The sequence below is a fragment of the Allobosea sp. CCNWLY174 genome (assembly GCF_037120455.1).
Lineage (GTDB): Bacteria > Pseudomonadota > Alphaproteobacteria > Rhizobiales > Beijerinckiaceae > Allobosea > Allobosea lupini.
This window is the reverse complement of sequence record NZ_JBBBBQ010000001.1, coordinates 1,250,023-1,273,753: the sequence shown is the minus strand read 5'-3', so window position 1 is coordinate 1,273,753 and position 23,731 is coordinate 1,250,023. Positions and strand designations below refer to the sequence as shown.

Annotated in this window: 30 protein-coding genes and 1 pseudogene; 27 read left to right on the top strand and 4 right to left on the bottom strand. The window is 68.7% G+C overall.

The window, feature by feature from the left end; all coding sequences use genetic code 11:
- A complete protein-coding gene (locus tag V7S63_RS06240; protein WP_336529571.1) occupies positions 1-1,926 on the bottom strand; it encodes a methylmalonyl-CoA mutase subunit beta in 1,926 nt (641 codons plus the stop codon).
- A gap of 246 nt (positions 1,927-2,172) precedes the next feature.
- Positions 2,173-2,559, bottom strand: a complete 387-nt coding sequence (locus V7S63_RS06235) for a hypothetical protein (protein ID WP_100959689.1) — start codon at positions 2,557-2,559, stop codon at positions 2,173-2,175.
- A 150-nt stretch (positions 2,560-2,709) separates the two neighbouring features.
- Here V7S63_RS06235 and V7S63_RS06230 point away from each other — a divergent pair, with 150 nt between their 5' ends.
- The 11 genes from V7S63_RS06230 (at position 2,710) to V7S63_RS06180 (ending at position 12,137) form a co-directional block, all read left to right on the top strand.
- Positions 2,710-4,245, top strand: coding sequence for a helicase HerA-like domain-containing protein (locus V7S63_RS06230; RefSeq protein ID WP_091831041.1), 1,536 nt, complete (start codon positions 2,710-2,712; stop codon positions 4,243-4,245).
- Positions 4,246-4,316: 71 nt separating this feature from the next.
- Positions 4,317-4,622, top strand: coding sequence for a type II toxin-antitoxin system RelB/DinJ family antitoxin (locus V7S63_RS06225; RefSeq protein WP_091831039.1), 306 nt, complete (start codon positions 4,317-4,319; stop codon positions 4,620-4,622).
- Positions 4,619-4,915, top strand: coding sequence for a type II toxin-antitoxin system RelE/ParE family toxin (locus V7S63_RS06220; protein ID WP_100959690.1), 297 nt, complete (start codon positions 4,619-4,621; stop codon positions 4,913-4,915). Before V7S63_RS06225 ends, V7S63_RS06220 begins: the two co-directional genes overlap by 4 nt.
- Positions 4,916-5,014: 99 nt before the next feature.
- The gene (locus tag V7S63_RS06215; protein WP_336529570.1) at positions 5,015-6,397 is read left to right on the top strand and encodes a M20/M25/M40 family metallo-hydrolase; all 1,383 of its coding nucleotides are present in this window, start codon (positions 5,015-5,017) and stop codon (positions 6,395-6,397) included.
- A complete protein-coding gene (locus tag V7S63_RS06210; RefSeq protein ID WP_091831033.1) occupies positions 6,394-6,975 on the top strand; it encodes an LOG family protein in 582 nt (193 codons plus the stop codon). The genes V7S63_RS06215 and V7S63_RS06210 overlap by 4 nt, the downstream gene beginning before the upstream one ends.
- A 151-nt stretch (positions 6,976-7,126) precedes the next feature.
- Complete coding sequence (locus V7S63_RS06205) at positions 7,127-7,543, top strand: hypothetical protein (protein WP_442896419.1); 417 nt, start codon at positions 7,127-7,129, stop codon at positions 7,541-7,543.
- Positions 7,446-8,768, top strand: a complete 1,323-nt coding sequence (locus V7S63_RS06200; RefSeq protein WP_442896418.1) for a DNA-packaging protein — start codon at positions 7,446-7,448, stop codon at positions 8,766-8,768. The genes V7S63_RS06205 and V7S63_RS06200 overlap by 98 nt, the downstream gene beginning before the upstream one ends.
- A gap of 32 nt (positions 8,769-8,800) precedes the next feature.
- The gene (locus V7S63_RS06195) at positions 8,801-9,973 is read left to right on the top strand and encodes a phage portal protein (RefSeq protein WP_336529568.1); all 1,173 of its coding nucleotides are present in this window, start codon (positions 8,801-8,803) and stop codon (positions 9,971-9,973) included.
- On the top strand, positions 9,970-10,170 hold the full coding sequence (locus tag V7S63_RS06190; RefSeq protein ID WP_091831026.1) for a hypothetical protein: 201 nt from the start codon (positions 9,970-9,972) through the stop codon (positions 10,168-10,170). The genes V7S63_RS06195 and V7S63_RS06190 overlap by 4 nt, the downstream gene beginning before the upstream one ends.
- Positions 10,171-10,333: 163 nt before the next feature.
- Positions 10,334-10,858 (top strand): HK97 family phage prohead protease, encoded by a 525-nt coding sequence (locus V7S63_RS06185; RefSeq protein ID WP_336529567.1) that lies wholly within the window; start codon positions 10,334-10,336, stop codon positions 10,856-10,858.
- A 37-nt stretch (positions 10,859-10,895) separates the two neighbouring features.
- The gene (locus V7S63_RS06180; RefSeq protein WP_336529566.1) at positions 10,896-12,137 is read left to right on the top strand and encodes a phage major capsid protein; all 1,242 of its coding nucleotides are present in this window, start codon (positions 10,896-10,898) and stop codon (positions 12,135-12,137) included.
- An 18-nt stretch (positions 12,138-12,155) separates the two neighbouring features.
- On the opposite strand, the gene V7S63_RS06175 is transcribed toward V7S63_RS06180, so the two are convergent.
- Together V7S63_RS06175 and V7S63_RS06170 are read right to left on the bottom strand one after the other, a co-directional pair.
- Entirely contained in the window at positions 12,156-12,953 is a 798-nt protein-coding gene (locus V7S63_RS06175; protein ID WP_244543726.1) for a S1 family peptidase, read from the bottom strand.
- A 134-nt stretch (positions 12,954-13,087) separates the two neighbouring features.
- Positions 13,088-13,861 (bottom strand): S1 family peptidase, encoded by a 774-nt coding sequence (locus V7S63_RS06170; protein WP_336529565.1) that lies wholly within the window; start codon positions 13,859-13,861, stop codon positions 13,088-13,090.
- Positions 13,862-13,936: 75 nt separating this feature from the next.
- Between V7S63_RS06170 and V7S63_RS06165 the strand changes: the two genes are divergently transcribed.
- From V7S63_RS06165 to ccmI, 16 genes and pseudogenes are all read left to right on the top strand, one after another.
- Positions 13,937-14,506, top strand: a complete 570-nt coding sequence (locus tag V7S63_RS06165) for a head-tail connector protein (protein WP_336529564.1) — start codon at positions 13,937-13,939, stop codon at positions 14,504-14,506.
- Complete coding sequence (locus V7S63_RS06160) at positions 14,506-14,850, top strand: phage head closure protein (RefSeq protein ID WP_336529563.1); 345 nt, start codon at positions 14,506-14,508, stop codon at positions 14,848-14,850. Before V7S63_RS06165 ends, V7S63_RS06160 begins: the two co-directional genes overlap by 1 nt.
- Positions 14,847-15,257, top strand: a complete 411-nt coding sequence (locus V7S63_RS06155) for a DUF3168 domain-containing protein (protein WP_336529562.1) — start codon at positions 14,847-14,849, stop codon at positions 15,255-15,257. Before V7S63_RS06160 ends, V7S63_RS06155 begins: the two co-directional genes overlap by 4 nt.
- Before the next feature lie 20 nt (positions 15,258-15,277).
- Positions 15,278-15,688, top strand: a complete 411-nt coding sequence (locus V7S63_RS06150; protein ID WP_336529561.1) for a phage major tail protein, TP901-1 family — start codon at positions 15,278-15,280, stop codon at positions 15,686-15,688.
- Positions 15,689-15,699: 11 nt separating this feature from the next.
- Entirely contained in the window at positions 15,700-16,053 is a 354-nt protein-coding gene (locus V7S63_RS06145; protein WP_336529560.1) for a gene transfer agent family protein, read from the top strand.
- Positions 16,050-16,271: a phage tail assembly chaperone gene (locus V7S63_RS06140; RefSeq protein ID WP_336529559.1), complete on the top strand. Its 222-nt coding sequence runs from the start codon at positions 16,050-16,052 to the stop codon at positions 16,269-16,271. The genes V7S63_RS06145 and V7S63_RS06140 overlap by 4 nt, the downstream gene beginning before the upstream one ends.
- 10 nt (positions 16,272-16,281) lie before the next feature.
- Positions 16,282-16,887, top strand: coding sequence for a phage tail tape measure protein (locus V7S63_RS06135; protein WP_336529558.1), 606 nt, complete (start codon positions 16,282-16,284; stop codon positions 16,885-16,887).
- A gap of 33 nt (positions 16,888-16,920) precedes the next feature.
- On the top strand, positions 16,921-17,562 hold the full coding sequence (locus tag V7S63_RS06130) for a DUF2460 domain-containing protein (RefSeq protein WP_336529557.1): 642 nt from the start codon (positions 16,921-16,923) through the stop codon (positions 17,560-17,562).
- Positions 17,563-17,572: 10 nt separating this feature from the next.
- Complete coding sequence (locus V7S63_RS06125) at positions 17,573-18,463, top strand: DUF2163 domain-containing protein (protein WP_336529556.1); 891 nt, start codon at positions 17,573-17,575, stop codon at positions 18,461-18,463.
- Complete coding sequence (locus V7S63_RS06120) at positions 18,460-18,906, top strand: NlpC/P60 family protein (protein ID WP_336529555.1); 447 nt, start codon at positions 18,460-18,462, stop codon at positions 18,904-18,906. The genes V7S63_RS06125 and V7S63_RS06120 overlap by 4 nt, the downstream gene beginning before the upstream one ends.
- Positions 18,906-19,283 (top strand): annotated as a pseudogene (locus tag V7S63_RS28735) (hypothetical protein); the annotation flags it as partial. The gene V7S63_RS06120 and the pseudogene V7S63_RS28735, both read left to right, overlap by 1 nt.
- Positions 19,246-20,055 carry a GTA baseplate fiber-binding domain-containing protein gene (locus V7S63_RS06115; protein ID WP_336529554.1) on the top strand — a complete coding sequence of 270 codons (810 nt, stop codon included), beginning with the start codon at positions 19,246-19,248 and terminating at the stop codon, positions 20,053-20,055. The pseudogene V7S63_RS28735 and the gene V7S63_RS06115, both read left to right, overlap by 38 nt.
- Positions 20,056-20,107: 52 nt before the next feature.
- Complete coding sequence (locus V7S63_RS06110) at positions 20,108-20,434, top strand: PepSY domain-containing protein (RefSeq protein ID WP_091830998.1); 327 nt, start codon at positions 20,108-20,110, stop codon at positions 20,432-20,434.
- 46 nt (positions 20,435-20,480) lie between these two features.
- Positions 20,481-21,143 carry a response regulator transcription factor gene (locus tag V7S63_RS06105; RefSeq protein WP_091830995.1) on the top strand — a complete coding sequence of 221 codons (663 nt, stop codon included), beginning with the start codon at positions 20,481-20,483 and terminating at the stop codon, positions 21,141-21,143.
- Between the two features lie 7 nt (positions 21,144-21,150).
- Positions 21,151-22,527 (top strand): sensor histidine kinase, encoded by a 1,377-nt coding sequence (locus V7S63_RS06100; protein ID WP_336529553.1) that lies wholly within the window; start codon positions 21,151-21,153, stop codon positions 22,525-22,527.
- Between the two features lie 76 nt (positions 22,528-22,603).
- The gene (gene ccmI / locus V7S63_RS06095; protein WP_336529552.1) at positions 22,604-23,707 is read left to right on the top strand and encodes a c-type cytochrome biogenesis protein CcmI; all 1,104 of its coding nucleotides are present in this window, start codon (positions 22,604-22,606) and stop codon (positions 23,705-23,707) included.
- Positions 23,708-23,731 lie beyond the last annotated feature (24 nt).

The window sequence follows — 23,731 nt, the reverse complement described above, 5'->3', positions numbered from 1 at the left end:
CTATCCCTTGCTCGTGCTGACTGGGGATATGGCGATCGCCAGCGCATCCTGCAGCACGGCGATGGCGTCGCAGCCGGCGAAGATGAAGTTCGTCACCCCGGCCTCGCGCAGCGCCGTTTCCTGCTCACCCGGGCGGCCGGCAAGCCAGGCCGTGGCGCCTGCAGCCGTCAGTGCCATGGCGGCGGGGATAGCCTCGGCGGCATAGGTCTCATCGGAGCCACACAGGCAGGCGAGCTTCGCCCCGGACGCACGAAAGGCCGCGACGAGTGCGTCGAGATCGGTCGTGCCGGTCTTGGCGAAGCCGTCGCCGGAAGGCGCTGCGATGCCGCCAGCCTCTAACAGGTTGCGGGCGAAGCCGGCGCGGGCGGTGAACCCTGCGATCGGGCCCAGCGTCGCGAGGAACGCCTTCGGCCGCTCGCCGGCGGCTTCCGCGATGTCGGCGCTGGCGCGCAGCGCCTCGAACGGCTCGGCCAGGCGGATGCTCGGCAGGGCCTCGACGATGATCGCATCACCGCTCGCGTCTTTGCTGGGGGCGGCAGCCGGCGGCGGCGCCAGTACCGCGACCGGGGCTTCCGACAGGTTCGGGAACTCGCTCGTGCCGGTGATCGGCTCGCGCCGCGTCGCAATCGCCTTTGCCCGGGCGTCGCGCTCGCGCGCCAGCCCTTTCTGGATATGGCCGTTGGCGAGTGCGCCGACGATGCCAGTCAGACCCTCGGTGCTTTCCGCTTCGAGGTCCTGGAATTTGCGCCAGCCCTGCTCGCAGAGCGCCTGCGTCAGCGCCTCGAAGCCGCCGGCGCCGGCCGCCGGATCGGCGACACGCCAGAGATTGGCTTCTTCGAGCAGAATCAGCTGGGTGTTGCGGGCGATGCGGCGGGCGAAACCGTCGGGCAGGCCGAGCGCGGCGGTGAAGGGCTGGACGCCGATCGAATCGGCGCCGCCGACGCCCGCCGAGAAGCCGGCGATCGTGCCACGCAGCAGATTCACCCATGGATCGCGCCGGGTCAGCGAGCGCCAGGCCGTCTCGGCATGAATGAAGACGGGTTTGGGTTCAAGTCCGCAGGCGCGCTGCACCCGGTCCCAGAGCAGGCGCGCGGCCCGCAGCTTGGCGACTGTGACGAACTCGTCGGCATCAGCAACAAGGGTGAAGGAGATGGCGTCGCGCGCCTCGGCGAGCGGTATGCCCTGCGCTTCCAGCAGGCGCAGATAGGTCACGGCTGTCGCCAGGACGGCGCCGAGTTCCTGCGCTTCGGTCGCGCCGGCCTCGTGCCAGGTGCGGCCGTCGGCGGCGAGGAAGGGGCCGGTGAAACCGCGCGCCTTCAGATTGCCGATCGTCTCCGTGATGCGCTTGCCGAGCTCAGACAATGGCACCGCGAGTGAACCGGAGCTGGCGAGCACGCCGATCGGCTCCATGCCGAAATCGATCTGGAGCGAGGAGGGTGCGTGGCCACGCTTGTCGACAAGATCAGCCAGCAGCAACGCATGCTTGCGGCCACCGGGAGCCGGGTCGAGGCGCAAGCGGACGAGATCGAGCATGACACCGTCGAGGGTGGCGTCGAGAGCATCTACAGAGGTCGCGTTGAGCCCGAAGCCGCGCGCCGCGGGGGCACCGGCGAAACTCAGGCTGAGGGAATCGGCGCCACCTTCCAGCTCGGCGAGGGCGAGCCTTGCTGCTTCAGCCGTATCAGGGTGATCGATGCGGGCCGCGACGCGCCAGCGCCCAGCCTCGGCGCGTAAGGGGCGTGCGCCTCCCTCTGCCGCGGCTTCGTAAAGCGGTTCGATCCGGACACCATCCGCCGTCCGCCCGACCAGCTTCTTCTCGAAATCGGCGCCCTTCAGTACCTTGTCGACAGCGGCGCGCCACTGCGCTTCGCCCGGGGTGGCGAATGCGTCCATGAAGGGCAGATCGGCGAGGACTGTCGAGGTCATCAGCAGCGAACTCCTTGCACGCGTTCCTCCCGCCATTCCTGTCGGGCGATGAAGCACACGCCAGTTGGCGGCCCATTGTGCAACCGCGAAGTCCTGATTGCCATGGCTCGGCGCGAACGCAAATGCCCCCTTGGTCGGAAAGCCGTGCCGAAATGCGCAACCCCGCGACAGCGAACTCCTATGCCCGCAAACGAAAACGCCACCCGGTAGGGCGGCGTTCCGGAAATTCGTGAGGGTCGGGTCGGCTCAGACGAACTGGCCGAGGCCCGGGATGGCGCCGACGATCGCGCCCATGGTGTCCTCGCCTGCCTTCTCGCGACCGACCGCGAACATCTCCTTCGAGACGCTCTGGATCTGGCCCATCGACAGGCCGGCCCCCATCAGCTGGCCGCCGAGCGCCATCACGCCGCCGCCACCGCCCATCAGGCCGCCGATCGCGCCCATCAGGCCGCCCTTGGCGCCGCCTTCGGCCTCGGCCAGCTCCTGCGCACCCGGCAGCGCCGCCATTAGCTGGCCGATCTCGGCCGCGGGACCTTCCTTCTGCAGGAACGCGAGGATGATGCCGATCGCCTTCTTCGCCAGCGACTCGTCGAGGCCGGAAGCGGCCATGATGCGGGAGATCAGTTCTTCCATCGTGCGGTCCTCTTATGACGAGCTTGCTGGTGCTCTCAAGATAGTTTACACATAAACTATCTCGGATGGAAGCGATCTTCATGCTTCCGCCCAACGTTTCGGTTCGCTACACCCTGTCTACGACCTTATGGCAACGGAACAGGCGCGACCATGGCGGATGACGGCACGATCCTGATCGGCAAGAGCGAGAAGCCGGAGGTGCTGCTGCTCAAGCTCGCCAACCGCCACGGGCTGGTGACCGGCGCGACCGGCACCGGCAAGACCGTGACATTGCAGGTTCTGGCGGAAGGTTTTGCCAGGCACGGGGTGCCGGTCTTCGCCGCGGACATCAAGGGTGACCTGTCCGGCATCGCCGCGCCCGGCAATTCTAAGCCGCCCTTCGTCAAGCGCGCCGAGGAGCTCGGGCTGAAATACGAGCCCGATCAGTTTACCACCGTGTTCTGGGACGTATTCGGCGAGCAGGGCCACCCGGTCCGTGCCACGATCTCCGAGATGGGCCCGCTGCTGCTGGCGCGCCTGCTCGACCTCAACGACACCCAGGAAGGCGTGCTTAACATCGCCTTCCGCATTGCCGACGAACAGAAGCTGCTGCTGCTCGACCTCAAGGACCTGCGCGCGATCCTCGCCTTCATCGCCGAGAACGCCCAGGAGCTGACGACCAAATACGGCAACGTCACCTCCGCCTCGGTCGGCACGATCCAGCGCGCTCTGCTCGTGCTGGAGAACCAGAAGGGCGACCTGTTCTTCGGCGAGCCGGCGCTCGACATCAACGACCTGATGAAGACCGACCGCGACGGCCGCGGCATCGTCAACATCATGGCCGCCGACAAGCTGATGGCCAATCCCAGGCTCTACGCCACCTTCCTGCTCTGGCTGCTCTCTGAACTGTTCGAGCAGCTGCCAGAAGTCGGCGACCTCGACAAGCCCAAGCTCGTCTTCTTCTTCGACGAGGCGCATCTGCTCTTCAACGGCGCGCCCAAGGCACTGCTGACCGCGGTCGAGCAGGTCGTGCGCCTGATCCGCTCCAAGGGCGTCGGCGTCTACTTCGTCACCCAGAACCCGCTCGACATCCCCGACACTGTGCTGGCCCAGCTCGGCAACCGCGTCCAGCACGCGCTGCGCGCCTTCACCCCGCGCGACCAGAAGGCGGTTCGGGCTGCCGCCGAGACCTTCCGGCAGAACCCCAAGATCAACACCGAGCAGGCGATCACCCAGCTCGCCGTCGGCGAGGCCCTGGTCTCGACGCTGGAGGGCAAGGGCTCGCCGACCATGGTCGAGCGCTGCCTGATCGCCCCGCCGATGGCGCAGGTCGGTCCGATCACGCCGCAGGAGCGGGCGCAATGCATGCGCGACTCCGGCTTCACCGGCAAATACGACACCATGGTCGACCGGGAGTCGGCCTATGAGGCGCTGATGAAGCGCAAGGGGATGAATGCCGAGGGCTCGCCGGTCGAGGCCTCCACGGACGGTGGCGGCGGCATCCTCGACACGATCGGCGGCTGGCTCGGCGGCCCGAAGGAGCGCCCGAAGACCGGCCCGGGCAGCCGCGGCGGGCCGCTGCCGCAGAGCATGGCCGAGAAGATCATAACCTCGGCGGCGCGCTCGGCCGCGACCTCGATCGGCCGCCAGGTCGGCAACGCGATCCTGCGCGGCGTGCTCGGGAGCCTCACCGGCGGGCGGCGGTAGCGAGCACAATTGCCGCATCTGGTAATTGTCATTCAGGTGCATTACATTTTGCTCCTGAAGGGAGTTTTAGCATGGCCTCGAATGCCTTGGTGCAGGCGCGTATCGACGCCGACGTGAAGGACCGCGCGACGGCGGTCCTTGAAGGGATGGGGCTCACCGTCTCGGATGCTGTGCGCATTCTGCTGACCCGCACGGCGAACGAGGGCGCATTGCCGCTCGAGCTCGTCAGCACCAGCGATGCACATGATGCCTGGTTCCGCGCGAAGGTGCTGCAGGCCCTGGCGGATGAACGCTCCGACATCGATGACGCCGAGGCCGAAGCCCGCTTCGCAGAGCGGCGCGCGGCCGCCTATCGCAAAGCTGGTGGCAAGGCGTGAGCAGGCTGGTCTGGGCGCCATTCGCCCTGGCCGATCGTGACGAGATCTTCAGCTATATCGAAGCCGATAGTCCGAAGGCAGCTGCGGAGGTCGATGAACGGATTGCCTCTGCGGCGCGTCGGCTGCTTCGGTTTCCAGAAAGTGGCAGGCCGGGCAGGGTCGCCGGCACCCGCGAACTGATTGTTCCGCGCACGCCCTATATCGCGGTCTATGCGGTGACTGCCGACAAGATCCGCATTCTTCGCGTCCTGCACGGTGCCCGGATGTGGCCTGATGACATGGATGAGGCGTAGGACGCCTTCACGATGCACGCCGCCATGCGCACGGACGGCTGGCATCCGGCGCGCGACTGGGCATGATGGCGCCACCGGAATCAGCCTCCAGTGAGCGCCATGTCCCAGCTTCCCGCAGTCCTCTCCCGCCTCGATGCCGATCTCGACGCTTCGCTGGTCCGCTTGTCGTCCTGGCTCGAAATCCCGTCGATCGGGACCGATCCGGCCTTCAATGCGCAGACGCGCCAGGCAGCCGAATGGCTGCGCCTTGATCTGGAAGGCCTCGGCTTCAAGGCCGAGCTGCGCGAGACTGGCGGCCATCCCGTCGTGCTGGCGCATCGCCCGAAGCCCGGCGCGCCGCATGCGCTGTTCTACGGCCATTACGACGTCCAGCCGGTCGATCCGCTGGAGCTGTGGGACAACGATCCGTTCAAGCCGGTCGTCAAGGAGATCGAGCCGGGGCGCAAAGCGATCCTCGCGCGCGGCGCCTGCGACGACAAGGGGCAGGTGATGACCTTCATCGAGGCGATCCGGGCCACGCTCGCCGAGACCGGCGACCTGCCGATCGGTCTCACCATCCTGGTCGAGGGCGAGGAGGAATCCGGCTCGGTCAACCTGCCGGGCTTCATCAAGGCCAATGCCGCCGAGCTGAAGGCCGATTTCGCGCTGGTCTGCGACACCGGCATGTGGGACCGCGTCACGCCGCTGATCACCTCGACCCTGCGCGGCATGGTCTATCAGGAGGTGCGCCTGAGCGCCGCCGACCGCGACCTTCATTCAGGCCTGTTCGGCGGTGCCGCCGCCAACCCGATCCATGTGCTGACCAAGATCGTCGCCGAGATCCATGACGAGACCGGCCGGATCACCATCCCTGGCTTCTATGACGGCGTGCACGAGCCGACCAATGCGCAGAAGGCCGAATGGGCCGATCTCAACCTGACCGAGAAGGAATTCCTCGGCCAGATCGGGCTGAAGCATTCGGTCGGCGAGAAGGGCCGCATGCTGATCGAGCAGATCCAGTCGCGCCCGACCTGCGACGTCAACGGCATCTGGGGCGGCTATACCGGCGAGGGCTCGAAGACCGTCATCCCGGCCAAGGCCTCGGCCAAGGTTTCCTTCCGCCTCGTCGGCGACCAGGACCCGGAGAAGATCGCGGCGGCCTTCCACCAGTTCGTGCGTGAGCGCCTGCCGGAGGATGTGTCCGCCGAGTTCATCAGCCATTCCGGCTCGCCGGCGCTGGCCGTGCCGGTCGATTCACCCGTCCTGCAGAAGGCGCGCAAGGCGCTGGCCGAGGAATGGGGCGGCCGCGTCGTCTCGATCGGCAGCGGCGGCTCGATCCCCGTCGGTGGCGACTTCAAGCGCACGCTCGGGCTCGATACGCTGTTCGTCGGCTTCGGCCTGGACGACGACCGCGTCCATTCGCCGAACGAGAAATACGACCTCTCCTCCTTCCATAAGGGCCAGCGCTCCTGGGCCCGCATCTTGCAAGAACTCGCCTCATGAAATCGGTCTGTGTCTTCTGCGGCTCGAGCCCGGGCCATGATCCCGTCCATGCCGAGGGCGCCCGCGCCATGGGCACGGCCATCGCCCGGCGCGGCCTGACGCTGGTCTATGGCGGTGGCGCCGTCGGCCTGATGGGCATCGTCGCTAATGCCGCGCTCGAAGCCGGCGGCGAGGTCCATGGCGTGATTCCCCGCGCCCTGCGCGAGAAGGAGGTCGGCCACAACAAGCTGACCCGGCTCGAGGTGGTCGAGACCATGCACATCCGCAAGGCTCGCATGGCCGAGCTTTCCGACGGTTTCATCGCCATGTCCGGCGGCATCGGTACCTTCGAGGAGATTTTCGAGATCTGGACCTGGAGCCAGCTCGGCATCCACGGCAAGCCGCTCGGCTTCCTCAACATCGACGGCTTTTACGACGCGCTCGGCGTCTTCCTCGACAACACCACCAAGGCCGGCTTCATGTGGCAGGCCCATCGCGACATGGCGATGATGGAGACCGATCCGGCCGCCCTGCTCGACAAGATGGAGGCCTACAAGCCGCAGACCCAGATCAAATGGGTGGAGAAGACGGAGGTCTGATTGCATTCCGTAGGATAGGAATTTTGTCCTTGACATTGTGACGCTGATCGGGTAGAGATCAGGAACGCTCACGAAGTGTGCCTGAGACGAACGAAGCCGCCGCGCTCCCAGCCGGCGGCTTTTACATGTCCGGGCCGAGCCGAGGGTTCCGATGACCGACGAGAGTGACGAGACCGCCCCGGTTCGGCCGGCGGCGAAGCGCAAGCCTGCACCGCGTGGCCGCAAGGCCGTGATCGGCAAGCTCTGGAAGGCGGCGCAGACGCAGCTCGAAGCGCATGAGGCGCATCTGGCCGAACTGCCGGCCGGCGCCGCCGCGAGCGAGGCGGACGCCAAGACGCTGGCGACCCTGGCTCGCACCGTGCGCGAGCTGGTCGCGTTGGATTCTGCCGCAGCGGGGGAGGAAGGAAAGTCCGAGGATGAGCCCAGTCCCGCCGAAGGATTGCGCAGGGTCGAAGAACTCAGAAGCGAGCTTGCTCGACGCTTGGTTGGCCTTGCCGCTGAGCATCCGGATATGGGCCGGGCAGCGGGGGCTGCAGACGTTCGGAGCGGAGCTGCTGAAGATCTATGAGTGGGACTGGGCTCGCTGGGCGCGCCCGGATCAACTTCCGCCGCAAGGCGATTGGTTCAGTTGGCTGGTCATGGGTGGCCGCGGTGCCGGCAAGACACGAACCGGTGCCGAGTGGGTGCGCGGCATGGCTCTGGGGCGATCGCCTTTCGCCATAGAGCCCGTCGGCCGCATCGCCCTCGTCGGCGAGACACAAGCTCAAGTCCGCGACGTGATGATCGAGGGCGTCTCCGGGTTGCTGGCGATCCATCACCGCTGGGAGAAGCCGGTCTGGTCGCCATCGCGGCGCCGGCTCGAATGGGGCAATGGCGCGATCGCGCAGGTCTTCACCGCCGAGGATCCGGAAGGACTGCGCGGGCCGCAATTCGGCGCCGCCTGGTCCGACGAACTGGCGAAATGGCCGAACCTTCAGGAGACCTGGGACATGCTGCAACTCGGCCTGAGGCTCGGGAGCCAGCCGCGTCAGGTGGTGACGACGACGCCGCGGCCGCTGCCGCTGATCAAGCGCCTGCTCGATGATCCCAGAGTCGCCATCAGCCGGGCGGCGACCCGGGCCAACCGCTTCAACCTGGCGCAGAGCTTCCTCGATAGCGTGCATCAGGCCTATGGCGGCACGCGGCTCGGCCGGCAGGAATTGGAAGGCGAGATCGTCGAGGAAAGCGCCGATGCGCTCTGGAGCCGGGCGCTGATCGAGGAATGCCGCGAGCGCGAGGAGCCGCCGCTGGCGCGGATCGTCGTGGCGATCGATCCGCCGGCCTCCTCGTCGAAGCGGGCCGATAGCTGTGGGCTCGTCGCGGCCGGCATCGATCGCGACGGCCTCGGCCATGTACTGGCGGATGCAACGCTCGCCGGCGCCAGGCCGCATGAATGGGCGCAAGCCGCCGTCGCGCTCTATCGCCGGCTGGAGGCCGACGCGCTGGTCGTCGAGGTCAACCAGGGCGGCGAGATGGCGACAAGCGTCATCCGGGAGGTCGATCCCGGCGTCCCGGTGACGCCGGTTAGGGCCTCGCGCGGAAAATTCCTGCGCGCCGAGCCGGTGGCCGCGCTCTATGCGCAGGGCCGAGTACGGCACGCTGGCGCCTTTCCGGCGCTGGAAGACGAAATGTGCGATTTCGGCCCGACCGGGCTGAGCTCCGGTCGCTCGCCCGATCGGCTCGACGCGCTGGTCTGGGCGCTGACGCATCTGATGCTCGGGCCGAAGGGCCGGCCGCGGGTGAGGGGGCTCTAGCACCCCACCGTCGCAACCAAAGCGAGAAACCCATGCTCAATTTCCTTCGCAACCTGCGCGGCCTCGCCGCGCCGGAACAGAAGCGCTCGCGTGTCGGGCCGCTGATCGCCCTGCACGAGGCCGGCCGCCCGGTCTGGACGCCGCGCGACTATGGCGCCCTCGCGCGCGAGGGCTATCAGCGCAATCCGGTGGTGCATCGCTGCGTCCGATTGATCGCCGAGGCGGCGGCGCAGACCCAGCTCATCGCCAAAGTCGATGGGCGCGAGATGCCGGAGCACCCGGCGCTGGCGCTGATCGAGCGGCCCAATCCGCGCCAGGGCGGCATCGCCTTCCGCGAGATGCTCTACGGCCATCTGCTCGTCGCCGGGAATGCCTATGTCGAGGCGGCGAGCATCGGCCGCGAGCCGCGCGAGCTCTATGCGCTCCGGCCCGACCGGATGCGGGTGGTGCCCGGCCGTGACGGCTGGCCCGAGGCCTATGACTATACGGTTGGCGCGCAGACCATCCGTTTCCGCCAGGACGAGGGCGCGCTGCCCCCGATCCTGCATCTGTCGCTGTTCCATCCGGTCGACGACCATTACGGCCTCTCGCCGATCGAGGCAGCCGCCTGCTCGCTCGACGTCCACAACGCCGCCGGCGCCTGGCACAAGGCGCTGCTCGACAACGCGGCAAGGCCGTCCGGCGCCCTGGTCTATGACGGGCCGGAAGGCGGCACGCTGACCGAGGCGCAGTTCGAGCGGCTGAAGCAGGAGCTGGAAGACGGTTTCCAGGGAGCGCGCAATGCCGGGCGCCCGCTGCTCCTCGAAGGCGGGCTCGACTGGAAGCCGCTGTCGCTGTCGCCGGCCGAGCTCGACTTCGTCGCCGCCAAGGGCGTCGCTGCGCGCGAGATCGCGCTCGCCTTCGGGGTGCCGCCCTTGCTGCTCGGCCTGCCTGGCGACAACACCCATGCCAATTTCGCCGAGGCCAACCGCGCCTTCTGGCGCCAGACGCTGATCCCGCTGGTCAGGCGCACGGCGCAGTCGCTGGCGCAATGGCTTGGCCCCGCCTTCGGCGATGCGCTCGTGCTCGAGCCCGATCTCGATGCGGTCGAGGCGCTGGCGGACGAGCGGGAATCGCTCTGGCGGCGGGTCTCCGCTGCCGGCTTCCTCAGCGAGGACGAGCAGCGCGAGGCAGTCGGCTATGGCCGCCGGGAGGTGCCGTCGTGAACGCGTTCGACGCAGCCGCGGCAGGGATCGTCGCACGCGGCGATCTTGGCCATCTCGCCCTGCTGCTCTGGGCCTTCTGCGCCTCGGGGCTCGCGCTGTTTTCCCTGCGCGAGCTGATCGCCGCCAACCGGCGCTTCGACGAGTTCGTCCGCGAACTCGCCCGGTTCAACGCCCGCTATGAAGGAGGGGATTCATGAGCAAGACCGGTGGCAAAGCGCCGCCCAGGCCAGCTCCGGCAACCGTGAGATCGGGCGCGGCCGCGCCGCGCCCCGGCCGCCAGCCGCGCGAGGTATTCGGCCGCTTCTTCGAGACGCTGGGACAGCTCGATACGAATGGTCGCGGCGGGCGGGGAGGGGTGCGATGACAGCCGTTACGCCCCGCTATCCCGCACTGGCGCGCGAAGCCAAGTTTCTGGCGCAGCCGCTGGCCCGGATCGAGCCGGACGGTGCTTTCGAGGGCTATGCCAGCCTGTTCCGCATCGCCGATCTCGGCAAGGACGTGGTCGAGCCCGGCGCCTTCCGCGACAGCTTGGCCCGCCGCGGCGCCGGCGGCATCCGGATGCTCTGGCAGCATGATCCGACACAGCCGATCGGCCGCTGGCTCGAGCTGCGCGAGGATTCGCGCGGCCTTTATGTCCGCGGCCGCCTTTCGCTCGCCGTGGCGCGGGCCCGCGAGCTGCATGCGCTGATGCGCGACGGCGCCGTCGACGGGCTCTCGATCGGCTTCCGCTCGCAGCGCGCTCGCAACGAGCCGCGCAGCGGCTTGCGCCGGCTGGAGAGGGTCGATCTCTGGGAGATCTCGCTCGTCACCTTCCCGATGCTGCCGCAGGCAAGGGTCAGCGCCGTCAAGGCGTTGCGCACCCCCTGCCGTGCCGCCTTTCCCTGAAGATTAACCTGAAGCCGCTTGAACCACAGGAGATTCCATGACTGCGCTGAACAAGGCTCCCGAGACCAAGGCGACCGGCGAGACCGCCGCCATCTATGACGATCTGCGCTATACGCTGGAGGCCTACCGCGCCACCAATGACGAGCGCCTGGCCGAGCTCGAAACCCGCATGGGCGGCGACGTGCTGACGGGCGAGAAGCTCGCTCGCCTCGATGATGCGCTCGACGAGACCCGCCGCCGGCTCGACCGGCTGAGCCTTGACAGCCGCCGCCCGGCCTTGGGTGCGAGCGAGGAGCGCGATCCGGCCGTCGCCGAGCACAAGGCCGCCTTCGCGGCTTACGTCCGCCATGGTGAGGCCACGGGGCTGAAGCGGCTGGAGGCGAAGGCGCTCTCGGCCGGTTCCGGCCCGGATGGCGGCTATCTCGCGCCGTCCACGGTCGAGGGCGAGATCCTGCGCCGCCTGGCCACCGTCTCGCCGATCCGTTCGATCGCCACGGTGCGCACCATCTCCTCCGGCACCTACAAGAAGGCGTTCTCGACCACCGGCCCGGCTTCCGGCTGGGTGGCGGAGACGCCGGCGCGTCCGCAGACCGGCACGCCGACCCTGGCCGAGTTGTCCTTCCCGGCGATGGAGCTCTACGCCATGCCGGCGGCGACGCAGACCCTGCTCGACGACGCCATCGTCGACATCGACCAGTGGATCGCCGAGGAGGTCGAGAGCGCCTTCGCCGAACAGGAAGGCGCCGCCTTCGTCACCGGCGACGGCGTCGACAAGCCCAAGGGCTTCCTCGCCTATCCGACGGTTGCGGATACAAGCTGGAGCTGGGGCAATATCGGCACGCTCAAAACCGGTGTCGCCGGGGCATTCGCTGCCTCCAACCCGTCCGACATCCTGGTCGATCTCGTCTATGCGCTGAAGGCGGGCTATCGCCAGAACGCCAGCTTCGTGATGAACCGCAAGACGCAGGCCGCGGTGCGCAAGTTCAAGGACTCGACCGGCCAGTATCTCTGGCAGCCGCCGGCCGCGGCGGGCGCCCAGGCGACGTTGCTCGGCTTCCCGGTCGTGGAGGCCGAGGACATGCCGAACGTCGCGACGGACTCGGTCTCGATCGCGTTCGGCGACTTCCGCCGCGGTTATCTCGTCGTCGACCGGGCGGGCGTGCGCATCCTGCGCGATCCCTATTCCGCCAAGCCGCATGTGCTGTTCTACACGACCAAGCGCGTCGGCGGCGGCGTGCAGGACTTCGCTGCGATCAAGGGGCTGAAGTTCTCGGCCTGAGCGCCCGTTTCGGCTGCGTCAGCGGCCGAACCACCAGCTGTAGCTCGCGCTCGGGCGTGCGTTCTCGCCCGCCTGGCGCGGCTCGTCGCCGTAGTTGAGGAGGCGTTCGCTCGCCTCGGCGATCCAGGCGCGATGATCGTTGATCGGGGTGATCGCGGTGAAGCCGCCGCAGATCATCTTGACGCGGGAGCTCAGCGGCCCGCTCGACCAGGAAACGATGCCGACGAGATCGCGCGATCCGGGCGGGCCACGCAAGACCGGCCCGCCGGAATCGCCGCGGCAGGCGCCGGCACCGAGGATCTCGCCACGGTTCTCGGTATCGACCGCGACCTTGACCGTGTTGGCGGTAGTGTAGTTGCCGGCGTTGACCAGGGTGACTTCGCGCAGCGTGCGCGCGGACTTCTTGTTCGTCTCCGAGGCGAGGCCGAAGCCGGCCATGGTCACGGTCTCGCCCTGCCACAGGCCGCTGCCGAGCGTCAGCGGCTGGATGTCGGCCGGCAGCGGCGTGGCGAGGCGCAGCAGCGCGAGGTCCGCACCCGGCTGGGTGCGTGGCGTCGTGCCGGGCACGAAGGTCGGGTGCGGCAGTACGGCCGCGACGGCATGCGTGCGGTTGCGGAAGCGCTTGTCGAGGCTGATCACGCGGACCGATCCGCCGGTCATCAGACAATGCGCCGCGGTGAGCACGAGTTCGGAGGAGATCGCAGCGCCCGAGCAGAGCTCGCCGCGGCTGGTCTCGACCCGCAAGGTCGAGGCGCGCACGCCGTCGACGGCCCGCGACTGTACGCCGCCGATCACCGCTTGGGCCGGCGCAGTCATCTGCAGGCCCGCGCAAAAAGCGATTGCGACAGTCGCGGCGCGCTTCGAAGAGGTCATGGTCGAGGCCATCATTGCCATGGTGCCAGTCTAGGGTTTGCTGCGGCGCAGTCCAGTGCTCTTCGCAGCGCCGCCTATCAAGGTGTGCGGGTCCAGTCGGCGCTCTCGCCCCAGCCGGCCAGCGTCCGGTCGATCCAGCCGCGTTGCGGAGCGACCAGCACGCCCTGGCTGAGCAGGCCGCATTGCTTGCCGGACGGGCCGGTCGACCAGCTGGAGACGGCGACGACGCCGTCCGAGCCTGCGACGATCGGTCCACCTGAATCGCCCTGGCAGGCGCCGGCGCCCGGCCGCTTGCCGCCGGTCGCAGGGTCTGACGCCCACAGCAGGATCTTGCCGGGGCCGTAGGGCTCAACGGTGGCGAGTGCGGCCGAGCGATAAGTGCCGGTCGTCTTCGCATCGCCCTCGCGGGCGACGCCATAGCCTGACAACGTCACCGGCGAGCCGGCGCGCGGTAGGCCGCCATCGACGAGCGTCGCGGACGAGAAGCGCGCCGGCAAAGGCGCGCCGAGCCTGACCAGGGCAAGGTCGATCGAGCGCTGCCGGTTCGTGACGGATTTGGCGTTGAACTCGGGGTGCAGCGCGATCGCCGCCGGCTCGACCAGCATCGGCTCGCCGCCTTCGCGCCAGTGGACGCGCAGATCGACGCGGGAGTCGGCGCAATGGGCGGCGGTAAGGATGGCGCGGCGTGACAGCACGATGCCGGTGCAGACGCCGCCGCGCGCATTGAGAACCATCACGGTCGCGCCGGCGACAGGCCCGCCCTCGCGCCCACCGACCACGGCCGAGGCCGGCCGGGTCGCGGCAAATGCCGCCGTCAGGGCCATCAGTCCAATCGCCGTTCTGACACGCATCGAGCCGTCTCCGCTGTCGGGCCGGGCTCGATAGCGCATCGGCGGCGCCGATCAAACCGGAAAAGAGGAGAGGCCATGACGCCGATTGCCCTGACGCCGCCGGCCATCGAGCCGGTCTCGCTGTCGGAAGCCAAGGATTTCCTGCGCATCCTCACCGCTGACGAGGACGAACTGCTCGGCACTTTGATCACGGCGGCCAGACTCATGGTCGAGGCGGCGTCCGGCCGTCTGCTGATCGAGCAGGTCTGGCGCATCGCCCTCGACGCCTGGCCGCAGGGTGGCGATATCCGCTTACCGCTCTCGCCGGTGCGCAGCCTCACGGTGGCACGCGTCTATCCCGCGAGTGGTCCTTCAGAAGCTGTTGTATCGTCTTCGCTGACGCTGGCCGAAGGCTCCGACCCGCCGCTGATCAGGATTGCAGGTCCGGTCCCGGCACCCGGCCGTGCCCATGCTGCGATCGAGATCGATCTCGTCGCCGGCTTCGGCCCGACGCGTGACACGGTGCCGGCGCCGCTGCGACAGGCGGTGCTTCGGTTGGCCTGCCGCTGGTTCGAGCATCGCGGCGACGTGGTCAGCCGCGATGCGATGCGGCTGCCGGCCGAGATCGCTGCGCTGGTCGCCCCGTTCCGCCGCGTGAGGCTGTGATGACCAGGGAGATCGGCAAAGGCCGCTCTGTCGGTGCCTTGCGCCGTCGCCTGCTGCTGGAGGCGCCTGTCGAGACGCCGGACGGCGCAGGCGGGCGGCTCATCGCCTTCGAAACCGTCGCTGCGGTCTGGGCCCAGGTCGAATGGCTTTCGGGGAATGAACGCTGGCGCGGCGAGCGGCCCGAGCAGGCGGTAAGCCACCGCATCACCCTGCGCTGGCGTGTCGGCGTCGATGCCGGCCAGCGCCTGCGGGATGGCGGCCAGGTCTTCGACATCCGCGCGGTCGGCGATCCCGATGGCGGCCGCCGGCGCCTGATCTGCCTGGTCGAGGAGGTCCGCGGATGAGCGACGCCATCCTGCCGCTGCGGCGCGCCATCCATGCGCATCTCTCCGTTGACGCCGAGCTGACGGCGCTGATCGGGGCCGGCCGCATCCATGACGAGCCGCCGCGCGCCGCGAGCGGGCTCTACGTCGTCCATGGCGAGGTCACGGCCGAGGATTGGTCGACCGGGAGCGATCGTGGCTGCGAGCAGAAGCTTTCGCTCGTCGTCTGGGCCGGGGAGAGCGCCTCCTCGCGCAAAGCGCTCGAGGCAGCGGCACGCATAGTCGCGAGCCTCGAAGGCGCAGTGCTCGTGCCGGAGGGCCACCGGCTGGCCAACCTGACCTGGCTGTCCTCCAAGCTCGCCCGCGATCCCAAGACCCATCTGCCGACGGTGACGCTGACCTTCCGGGCCGTCACCGAAGCGCTCTGACCTCCAAGAAAGGACCGCCCATGCCTGCCCAGAAAGGCAAGGACCTCTTGCTCAAGGCCGCCGATGCCGGCGGCAGCTTCGTCACCGTGGCGGGCCTCCGCGCCCGCCAGATCGCCTTCAACGCCGAGGCGGTCGACGTCACCCATGCCGAGTCGGCCGGGCGCTGGCGCGAATTGCTGGCCGGGGCCGGCATGCGCCGCGCCAGCATCAGCGGCGCCGGCATCTTCAAGGACGAGGCCTCGGATGCGCTGGTGCGCCAGATCTTCTTCGACGGCGCCATCCGCGAATGGCAGGTGATCGTGCCGGATTTCGGCGTGATCACCGGGCCGTTCCAGCTCTCGACGCTCGAATATCGGGGCGACCATGCCGCCGAGGTCACCTTCGAGCTGTCGCTGGAATCGGCGGGGCAGCTCTCCTTCACGCTCGCCTGAGGAGAGGGCGCATGGTCAATCGCTACAGGGGCGAGGTCGCCCTGATGGTCGAGGGGCGGGCGCTGCCGATGCGGCTCACCCTCGGCGCGCTCGCCGAGCTCGAGGATGCGTTCTCGGTCGAGAACCTGCCGGCATTGGGTGAGCGCTTTGCGGCTGGCCGGCTCTCGGCCCGCGACATCACGCGCATTCTTGCTGCGGGCTTGCGCGGCGCCGGCGGCACGCTGGCCACGGACGAGGTCGCGGCGCTCCCCTTCGACGGCGGGCTCAACGGCGCCATCGCCGCCGCGATCGCCCTGCTCGACGTCACCTTCGCGCCAGCAGCTGAAGGGGCCGAGGTCCGCCCTCCGTCGCCGCCGGTGGCTTGAGGGCTCCGGCGGCTCCCTTCCCCTGGCGCGAGGTGATGGCCTTCGGTCTCGGGCGCCTGTGCTGGACACCGGATGCCTTCTGGGCGGCGAGCCCGCGCGAGATTCTTGCCGCGGTCGAGGCCCATCGGCCTGCCGAGGCAGGCGAGCCGCCGTCACGTACCACGCTGGATGCCCTGATGCGGGCTCATCCAGACCCCGCTTCCCGCAACGACGAGTGAAGGTGCTCAGATGGCTGACGAAGACGATTCTTCCTCTTATCCCTCCTCCCTCGACGTCGGTGGCCTGCGCTCCCTCAACACGCTGACCCAGAGCCTGAGCAAGTCGGCGCAGGCCTTCGGCAAGTCGATCACCAATGCGTTCGCCAGCGGGATCATCGAGGGCAAGCGCTTCGAGGACGTGCTGCGCAGCATCGGCACCTCGCTGAGCCAGAGCCTACTGAAATCGGCGCTGAAGCCGCTGCAGAACACGATCTCGAGCTGGCTCGGTTCCGGCGTCAACAGCCTGGCAGGGCTCTTCACCGGCGGTGCGGGCGGCGGTGGCGGCAGTGCGCCGGTCTCCTTCTTTGCCGATGGCGGCGTTGTCGCGTCACCCTCCTACTTTGCGATGGGGCGCGGGCTCGGGCTGATGGGAGAACGCGGGGCCGAGGCGATCATGCCGCTGTCGCGCGGCCCCGATGGCAAGCTCGGCGTGCGGGCCGGCGGTGGCGGCGATCGGCGCCCAGTCAGCGTCACCGTCCAGGTCTCGACGCCCGATGCCGACAGCTTCCGCCGTTCCGAGGCGCAGGTCTCGGCGGCGATCGCGCGGGCCGTGGCGCGCGGCAACCGCGCGCTCTGACACCCGCAGCATGACAGGACAGGGAGAGGCGTCATGAGCGGCTTCCATGAGGTGCGCTTTCCTACGGGGATCGCGCGCGGCGCACGCGGCGGGCCGGAGCGGCTGACCCAGGTGGTGACGCTGGCTTCGGGCCGCGAGGTCCGCAACAGCCGCTGGGCCCATTCCCGACGGCGCTACGATGCCGGCTTCGGCATCCGCACGCTCGATGCCCTGGCCGAGGTCGTCGCCTTCTTCGAGGAGCGGCGCGGGCGGCTCTATGGGTTCCGCTGGCGCGACCGGCTCGACTGGAAGAGTTGCGCCCCGTCGGCGAGCCCTGCGGCGAGCGACCAGCAGATCGGCATCGGCGACGGCGCCACACGGGTCTTCCAGCTCTGCAAGCTCTATGGCGGCTTGCACGCGCCCTATGTCCGCCGCATCACCAAGCCGGTCGCGGGGACGGTGCTGATCGCCGTAGACGGCGTTGCGAAGCCGCAGCCGGCGGTCGTCTCCTGCGACCACGCGAGCGGGCTGATCACTTTCGCCGTCGGCCATGCTCCGCCGGCTGGCTCTGTCGTGAGTGCCGGCTTTGCCTTCGACACTCCCGTTCGCTTCGACACCGATGCGATCGAGGTCGACCTGTCGGCTTTCGAGGCCGGCGACATCCCCAGAATCCCGATCGTCGAGATCGCCGACTGAAGGCTTCGCCATGCGGACATTATCCCCCGGGCTCGCCGCGCATGTCGCCGGCGAGGCGACCACGCTGTGCCGGTGCTGGAGCCTGACGCGCCGCGACGGCGCAGTGCTTGGCTTCACCGATCACGATCGCGATCTCTCCTTCGACAGCATCCTGTTTCGAGCGAACGCCGGCCTGGAAGCCGCAGAAGCCAGCTCGGAACTCGGCTTTGCGACCGGTGGCGGCGAGGTGATCGGAGCCCTGGCGGCGAGCGGCCTCAGCGAGGAGGACCTGTCGCGCGGCCTCTATGACGATGCCCGCGTCGCGCTCTGGCTGGTGAATTGGGCCGATCCGAGCCAGCGTACCTTGCTGGAGACCGGTTTCGTCGGTGAGGTGAAACGCAGCGACAGCAATTTCACCGCGGAGGTCCGAGGTCTCGGCAAGGCTTTCGACGAGGAGCGCGGCCGGCTCTACACCGCAGGCTGCTCCGCCGATCTCGGCGATGCCCGCTGCGGCGTCCTTGCGCTTCCGGGGCTTGGAACGGTCTCGGTGACCGATGGTCGGCTCACGATCACGGCGCCAGTTCTGGGCGGTTTTCAGGATGGGCGCTTCAGCGGGGGGCGGCTGGTTTTCGAAGCGGGTCAGAACGCAGGCTTTTCCACGGAGATCCGCAGCCATCGCAATGCCGACGGCGCCGTCATCCTGCAACTCTGGCAGGCGGCGCCGCGCCCGATCGCTGTCGGTGATCTCTTCACGGCACTCCCCGGCTGCGACAAGCGTTTCGCCACCTGCCGTGACAAATTCGGCAACGGCGTCAATTTCCGCGGTTTCCCGCATCTGCCGGGCAACGATTTCATCATCGGCGGCACGGGGGCAGGCGACCCCGGCGCGGGGCCGTTCGATGGCGGGAGCCTGTTCCGATGACCGGCGCGGATGCAACGCGGGCGCGTGTCATCGCAACGGCGCGTGGCTGGCTCGGCACGCCCTACCACCATCAGGCCTCGCTCCGCGGAGTCGGCTGCGATTGCCTCGGCCTGGTGCGTGGCGTCTGGCGCGATCTCTACGGCAGCGAGCCGGAGCCGACGCCGCCTTATTCGCCTTATTGGGCACAGCAGGGCTCGGGCGAGACGCTGGCAGAGGCTGCGGAGCGTCATCTGATCCCGGTCAAGCCGGAGGAGGCCCGTCCCGGCGACGTGCTGCTCTTCCGCTGGCGGGCGCATCTGCCGGCGGCGCATTGCGCCGTCCTGACCGAGCCGGACCGCATCCTGCACGCCCATGACGGCGCCGCAGTCGGCGAGACCGCCTTCACCGGCTGGTGGCGGCGCCATCTCAGCCATGCCTTCGCCTTTCCGGAGCTCGACGTCTGATGGCCACGCTTGTTCTGCAGGTCGCCGGCTCGGTACTGGGCGCCGCCGTCGGCGGCCCGTTCGGTGCCATGATCGGCCGTTCGCTCGGCGCGATCGCCGGTGCGAGCCTCGACCAGAGCCTCTTTGGCGGGGGCGGCGGCACGCGCATCGTCGAAGGCCCGCGCCTCAAGGAGATCGACGGCCTCGCTTCGAACGAGGGCGCGCCGATCCCGCGCATCTATGGTCGGGCCAGGCTGGGCGGTCAGCTGATCTGGGCGACGCGCTTCGAGGAGGAGGTGACGACCACTGTCACCCGCACCAAGGCCGGAGGCAAGGGCGGGCAGAAGGCGCAGAAGACCTATGAGACCACTTACAGCTACTACGGCAATCTGGCCGTCGATCATGGGCGAGACCTTGACCACACTGAGGCCCGGTCCCCTCTGGCGGACCGATCGGCATGCCTTCGTCGATGTCCGCCTGCGGGGCGGTGGTCTTGCCTCGGTCGCAGCGGAAGAGGCGCTCGCCGGCGCCAACGCGCTCGCCTTCATCGATCCTGCCGGGCAGGTCGAGATCGTGACGGCGGCGCGGGTCGAACTGATCGGCGCACGGACATTCCGGCTGTCGCAGATGGTGCGTGGGCTCGGCGGTTCGGAGGTAGCGGCGGCACGGACATTGGCGGCTGGAGCGCGCGTGGTTGTCCTCGACGGCGCGGCGGTCGCACTGACCACGAGCCTCGACGATGTCGGCCGGCATCTGCGCTACCGGATCGGGCCGCCCAATGCCGATGTCGCGTCGGCCTCGATGCGCGAGCTCTCCGCTACTGTCGGAACAGCAGCGCTGCGGCCACTTGCCCCGGTGCGCCCGCGCGCCAGGCGCCTGCCGTCCGGCGTCGCCTTGAGCTGGGTTCGGCGCAGCCGCGTCGGCGGCGATTCCTGGGAAGCGGTCGAGGTCCCGCTGGGCGAGGAGATCGAGCGCTATCGCGTCACGATACGCGCCGGCGACGAGGTCATCAGGATCATCGATGTCGGCGCACCGACGATGCTCTATGAAACCGCCCAGGAACTCGCCGATTTCGGCAGCGTCCAGGCTGTGCTGGACGTCGAATTGGTGCAACTCAGCATTGTTGCGGGTGTCGGCCTTTCCCGGCGTGGACACATCGCCGTGCGCTGAGCTAGCCTCACGCCGATGTTCATGGCGCATTCACGCATGCCGGGCTAGCCCAATGGCGATGATGCTGCTCGACCCCAACGTCGCGATTCTCGCGCTTGTGACCGCGACTGCCTCGCCGGTGGAACCGGTCGATGCGGCGCCGCCAATCGCGTGCCTGTCAGCTCAGGAAACGCGCGAGGCGGTGTCGGACGGCAAGGTCATGCAGCCGGCGGTGGCCTCCCGCCATGCCCGCGAGGCGGCGCCTGGCGAAGTCCTGCGGATCAGGCTCTGCCGCCAGGGCGACGAGTTCGTCTATGTGGTGACGACGATGAAGCGCGACGGCCGCGTCGCCCGGGTCACGCTCGACGGCGCCTCCGGCAAGGTGGCGGATATCCGCTAGTTCCGCTATTTCCCGTTCCTGATCCGCCAATCGGAGAAAAGCCGCCGTGCGATTGCTCGTCGTCGAGGACGACAAGGACCTCAACCGCCAGATCGTCAATGCGCTGGAGAATGCCGGCTATGCCGTCGACAAGGCGCTCGACGGTGAGGAAGGCCTCTATCTCGGCGAGACCGAGCCTTATGACGCGGTGATCCTCGATCTCGGCTTGCCCAAGGTCGACGGCGTCGCCGTGCTGCAGGGGTGGCGCCGGGCGGGCAAAACCATGCCGGTGCTGATCCTGACGGCGCGCGACCGCTGGAGCGACAAGGTCTCCGGTTTCGACGCCGGCGCCGACGACTATGTCGTTAAGCCCTTCCACATCGAGGAACTGCTGGCTCGCGTTCGCGCGCTGCTGCGCCGTGCGGCCGGTCATGCCACGGCCGAGCTGATCTGTGGCCCTGTTCGCCTCGACACCCGCGCCAGCCGCGTCGTCGTCGACGGCAACCCGGTCAAGCTCACCTCGCACGAGTACCGGTTGCTTGCCTATCTGATGCATCATCAGGGCCGCGTGGTCTCGCGCACCGAGCTGGTAGAGCATCTCTACGACCAGGATTTCGACCGCGATTCCAACACGATCGAGGTCTTTGTCGGCCGCCTGCGCAAGAAGCTCGGCGTCGACGTCATCGAGACCGTACGCGGCCTCGGCTATATCGCTGCCGCGAAAGCCTGAGGGCGCCATGCCGGTCACGCGGCAGCGCTTCTCGCTCGGCGCGCGGCTCTTCATTTCGGCTGCGATCTGTTGCGCGCTGGTGCTGATCCTCGCCGGCTTCGGCCTTACGACCTTCTATCGGCGGACGGCCGAGCGCGGCTTCGACGAGCGCCTCAGCGTCTACATCAAGGAACTGGTCGCCGACCTCGCCGCGCCACCCGAGGCCGAGCGCCAGGCGATCGGCGATCTCGGCGAGCCGCGGTTCGACCTGCCGCTTTCCGGCTGGTACTGGCAGATCATCCGGCTCGACGGCGAGCGTCCGAGCGTGCGCACCTCGCGCTCGCTGGTCGGCGGGCAATTGCCGAAGCTGCTCGATCAGAACCTGCAGCCCAATGCGCGCGGCCTGCGCGAGAGCTATATCTCGGGGCCGGACGAGCGGCGTCTGCGCGTGCTCGAACGGGAGATCGATGTCGGCGAGGATGGCCGCTTCACCGTAGGGGTCGCCGCGCCCGCCGACGAGATCGAGGGCGATATCCGCGATTTCCGCTTCGCCCTGACGCTGACCTTCCTCTTCCTCGGGCTCGCCCTTGTCGCCTCGACGATCGCCCAAGTGCGCTTCGGCCTGCGTCCACTGGCGCGTCTGCGCTCGGCCGTCGGCACAGTGCGCACCGGCGAGAGCACCCGTATCGCCGGACGCTATCCGCCTGATCTCGCGCCGCTTGCGGGTGAGCTCAACCAGCTCATCGATGCCAATCGCGAGATCCTGGAGCGCGCCCGCACCCAGGTCGGCAATCTCGCCCACGCCCTCAAGACGCCGCTCAGCGTGATGCAGAACGAGGCCGAAGCCAGCCAGGGCGTGCTTGCCCAGACAGTCCGCCATCAGACCGCGATCATGCGCGACCAGGTCCAGTACTATCTCGACCGGGCCCGGGCCGCGGCCTTGTCGGGCGCGCTCGGCGGTATCTGCGAGATTTCTCCCTCGCTCGACGCGCTGATCCGTACTTTCGAGAAGATTGCGCAGGGCAGGGCGATCGAGGGCAGCCACACCGTGCCCGCCAGCGTCCGCTTTCGCGGCGAAAAGCAGGATTTCGAGGAGATGCTCGGCAATCTCCTCGACAACGCCTTCAAATGGGCGCGTACCGAAGTCCAGGTCAGCCTGGTACCGGAAGCGCAGGCACCGGAAGGGCGCCTCGTGCTGCTGATCGACGATGACGGGCCCGGCCTGCCCGACGAGGCGATGGCCGAGGTCCTCAAGCGCGGCCGAAGGCTCGACGAGACGACGCCGGGCTCGGGACTTGGCCTTTCGATCGTGGTCGATCTCGCCAAGCTTTATGGCGGCGGTCTCTCGCTGGAGCGTTCGCCGCTCGGTGGCCTCCGCGCCCGTCTCGTCCTGCCGGCGGTCTGACGTCGCATTGCCCGCGTGACCCTTTGTCGCCATCTTCGGACATGAACAGGCACCTTCGAACGGTTATGAACGGCGAATGCTGATCTGGATCATCTTCGCGGCCATGACGGGGGCTGCGGTCATGGCGGTGCTCTGGCCGCTCGGCCGCCGGGCGCCGGCACTCTCCGCCGACACGGCCGGAGCGACCGCGCTTTACCGGGCCCAACTCGCCGAGATCGATCGCGATCTTGGCCGGAAGCTGATCGGTGCCGCCGAGGCCGAGGCGGCCAAGGCCGAAGCCGCGCGCAGGCTTCTGCGCGAGACGGCATCGGAGACCGTTCCCGCAGGAGAGAGCGAGCCGGCGCTGCGTCGGCGCCGCGCAGCGTCCGCCATCGCGCTGTCCTGCGTACCCCTGCTGGCCCTGCTGGTCTATGGCGCCTATGGCTCGCCGACGCTTCCCGATCAGCCGCTCGCGGCGCGCATGCAGGGCAATCCGGCACAGGATTTCGAGCTGGCGCTGGCACGGATCGAGGCGCATCTCGCCGCCAACCCCACCGACGGCAAGGGCTGGAACGTGCTCGCCCCGGTCTACCTTCGCCAGGGCCGCTTCGAGGATGCCGCGAAGGCCTTCGCCAATGCTGTCCGCTACGACGGTGCGACGACCGAGCGGCTTGGCGGCCAGGCCGAGGCGCAGATTCTCGCTGCCGGCGGCGTCGTCACGGCGGCTGCACGTGAAAGCCTCGCCGAGGCGTTGAAGCTCGATCCGGCCAATCCGCGCGCCCGCTTCTTCTTGGCGATCGCGCAGGAGCAGGATGGGCAGGTGCCGGCCGCGATCGCGTCGCTCAAGGCTCTGCTCGCCGACGCGCCGGCCGATGCCCCCTGGACGGCGACCGTCCGGGCTCGCCTCGAAGGACTGGAACGTTCCTCCCCACCGTCCGACGCGATCGCCAGCCTGCCTGAAGCCGAGCGTATGGGTGCGATCCGCGGAATGGTCGACGGCCTCGCCGCGCGGCTCGCCGAAGGCGGCGGCAGCCTCGCCGACTGGTCTCGGCTGATCCGCTCGCAGGCCGTCCTGGGAGATCGCGCGGCGGCGCAGAGATCGCTCTCTACAGCGCGCCAGCGCCTGAGTTCCGATCAGTCGGCGGCGTCCGCCCTTGACGGCCTGCGCAGCGAACTCGGCCTGCAGGAGGCGTCGCGATGACCGTCCAGGCCGGTATCCCCGCCA

What these genes read in the sequence shown, in the direction of transcription:
- V7S63_RS06240 (WP_336529571.1), bottom strand. Translation starts at nt 1,926, where the DNA reads ATGACCTCGACAGTCCTCGCCGATCTGCCCTTCATGGACGCATTCGCC.
- V7S63_RS06235 (WP_100959689.1), bottom strand. Translation starts at nt 2,559, where the DNA reads ATGGAAGAACTGATCTCCCGCATCATGGCCGCTTCCGGCCTCGACGAG.
- V7S63_RS06230 (WP_091831041.1), top strand. Translation starts at nt 2,710, where the DNA reads ATGGCGGATGACGGCACGATCCTGATCGGCAAGAGCGAGAAGCCGGAG.
- V7S63_RS06225 (WP_091831039.1), top strand. Translation starts at nt 4,317, where the DNA reads ATGGCCTCGAATGCCTTGGTGCAGGCGCGTATCGACGCCGACGTGAAG.
- V7S63_RS06215 (WP_336529570.1), top strand. Translation starts at nt 5,015, where the DNA reads ATGTCCCAGCTTCCCGCAGTCCTCTCCCGCCTCGATGCCGATCTCGAC.
- V7S63_RS06210 (WP_091831033.1), top strand. Translation starts at nt 6,394, where the DNA reads ATGAAATCGGTCTGTGTCTTCTGCGGCTCGAGCCCGGGCCATGATCCC.
- V7S63_RS06205 (WP_442896419.1), top strand. Translation starts at nt 7,127, where the DNA reads ATGACCGACGAGAGTGACGAGACCGCCCCGGTTCGGCCGGCGGCGAAG.
- V7S63_RS06195 (WP_336529568.1), top strand. Translation starts at nt 8,801, where the DNA reads ATGCTCAATTTCCTTCGCAACCTGCGCGGCCTCGCCGCGCCGGAACAG.
- V7S63_RS06185 (WP_336529567.1), top strand. Translation starts at nt 10,334, where the DNA reads ATGACAGCCGTTACGCCCCGCTATCCCGCACTGGCGCGCGAAGCCAAG.
- V7S63_RS06180 (WP_336529566.1), top strand. Translation starts at nt 10,896, where the DNA reads ATGACTGCGCTGAACAAGGCTCCCGAGACCAAGGCGACCGGCGAGACC.
- V7S63_RS06175 (WP_244543726.1), bottom strand. Translation starts at nt 12,953, where the DNA reads ATGACTGCGCCGGCCCAAGCGGTGATCGGCGGCGTACAGTCGCGGGCC.
- V7S63_RS06170 (WP_336529565.1), bottom strand. Translation starts at nt 13,861, where the DNA reads ATGCGTGTCAGAACGGCGATTGGACTGATGGCCCTGACGGCGGCATTT.
- V7S63_RS06165 (WP_336529564.1), top strand. Translation starts at nt 13,937, where the DNA reads ATGACGCCGATTGCCCTGACGCCGCCGGCCATCGAGCCGGTCTCGCTG.
- V7S63_RS06160 (WP_336529563.1), top strand. Translation starts at nt 14,506, where the DNA reads ATGACCAGGGAGATCGGCAAAGGCCGCTCTGTCGGTGCCTTGCGCCGT.
- V7S63_RS06155 (WP_336529562.1), top strand. Translation starts at nt 14,847, where the DNA reads ATGAGCGACGCCATCCTGCCGCTGCGGCGCGCCATCCATGCGCATCTC.
- V7S63_RS06150 (WP_336529561.1), top strand. Translation starts at nt 15,278, where the DNA reads ATGCCTGCCCAGAAAGGCAAGGACCTCTTGCTCAAGGCCGCCGATGCC.
- V7S63_RS06145 (WP_336529560.1), top strand. Translation starts at nt 15,700, where the DNA reads ATGGTCAATCGCTACAGGGGCGAGGTCGCCCTGATGGTCGAGGGGCGG.
- V7S63_RS06135 (WP_336529558.1), top strand. Translation starts at nt 16,282, where the DNA reads ATGGCTGACGAAGACGATTCTTCCTCTTATCCCTCCTCCCTCGACGTC.
- V7S63_RS06130 (WP_336529557.1), top strand. Translation starts at nt 16,921, where the DNA reads ATGAGCGGCTTCCATGAGGTGCGCTTTCCTACGGGGATCGCGCGCGGC.
- V7S63_RS06125 (WP_336529556.1), top strand. Translation starts at nt 17,573, where the DNA reads ATGCGGACATTATCCCCCGGGCTCGCCGCGCATGTCGCCGGCGAGGCG.
- V7S63_RS06120 (WP_336529555.1), top strand. Translation starts at nt 18,460, where the DNA reads ATGACCGGCGCGGATGCAACGCGGGCGCGTGTCATCGCAACGGCGCGT.
- V7S63_RS06115 (WP_336529554.1), top strand. Translation starts at nt 19,246, where the DNA reads ATGAGACCACTTACAGCTACTACGGCAATCTGGCCGTCGATCATGGGC.
- V7S63_RS06110 (WP_091830998.1), top strand. Translation starts at nt 20,108, where the DNA reads ATGGCGATGATGCTGCTCGACCCCAACGTCGCGATTCTCGCGCTTGTG.
- V7S63_RS06100 (WP_336529553.1), top strand. Translation starts at nt 21,151, where the DNA reads ATGCCGGTCACGCGGCAGCGCTTCTCGCTCGGCGCGCGGCTCTTCATT.
- ccmI (WP_336529552.1), top strand. Translation starts at nt 22,604, where the DNA reads ATGCTGATCTGGATCATCTTCGCGGCCATGACGGGGGCTGCGGTCATG.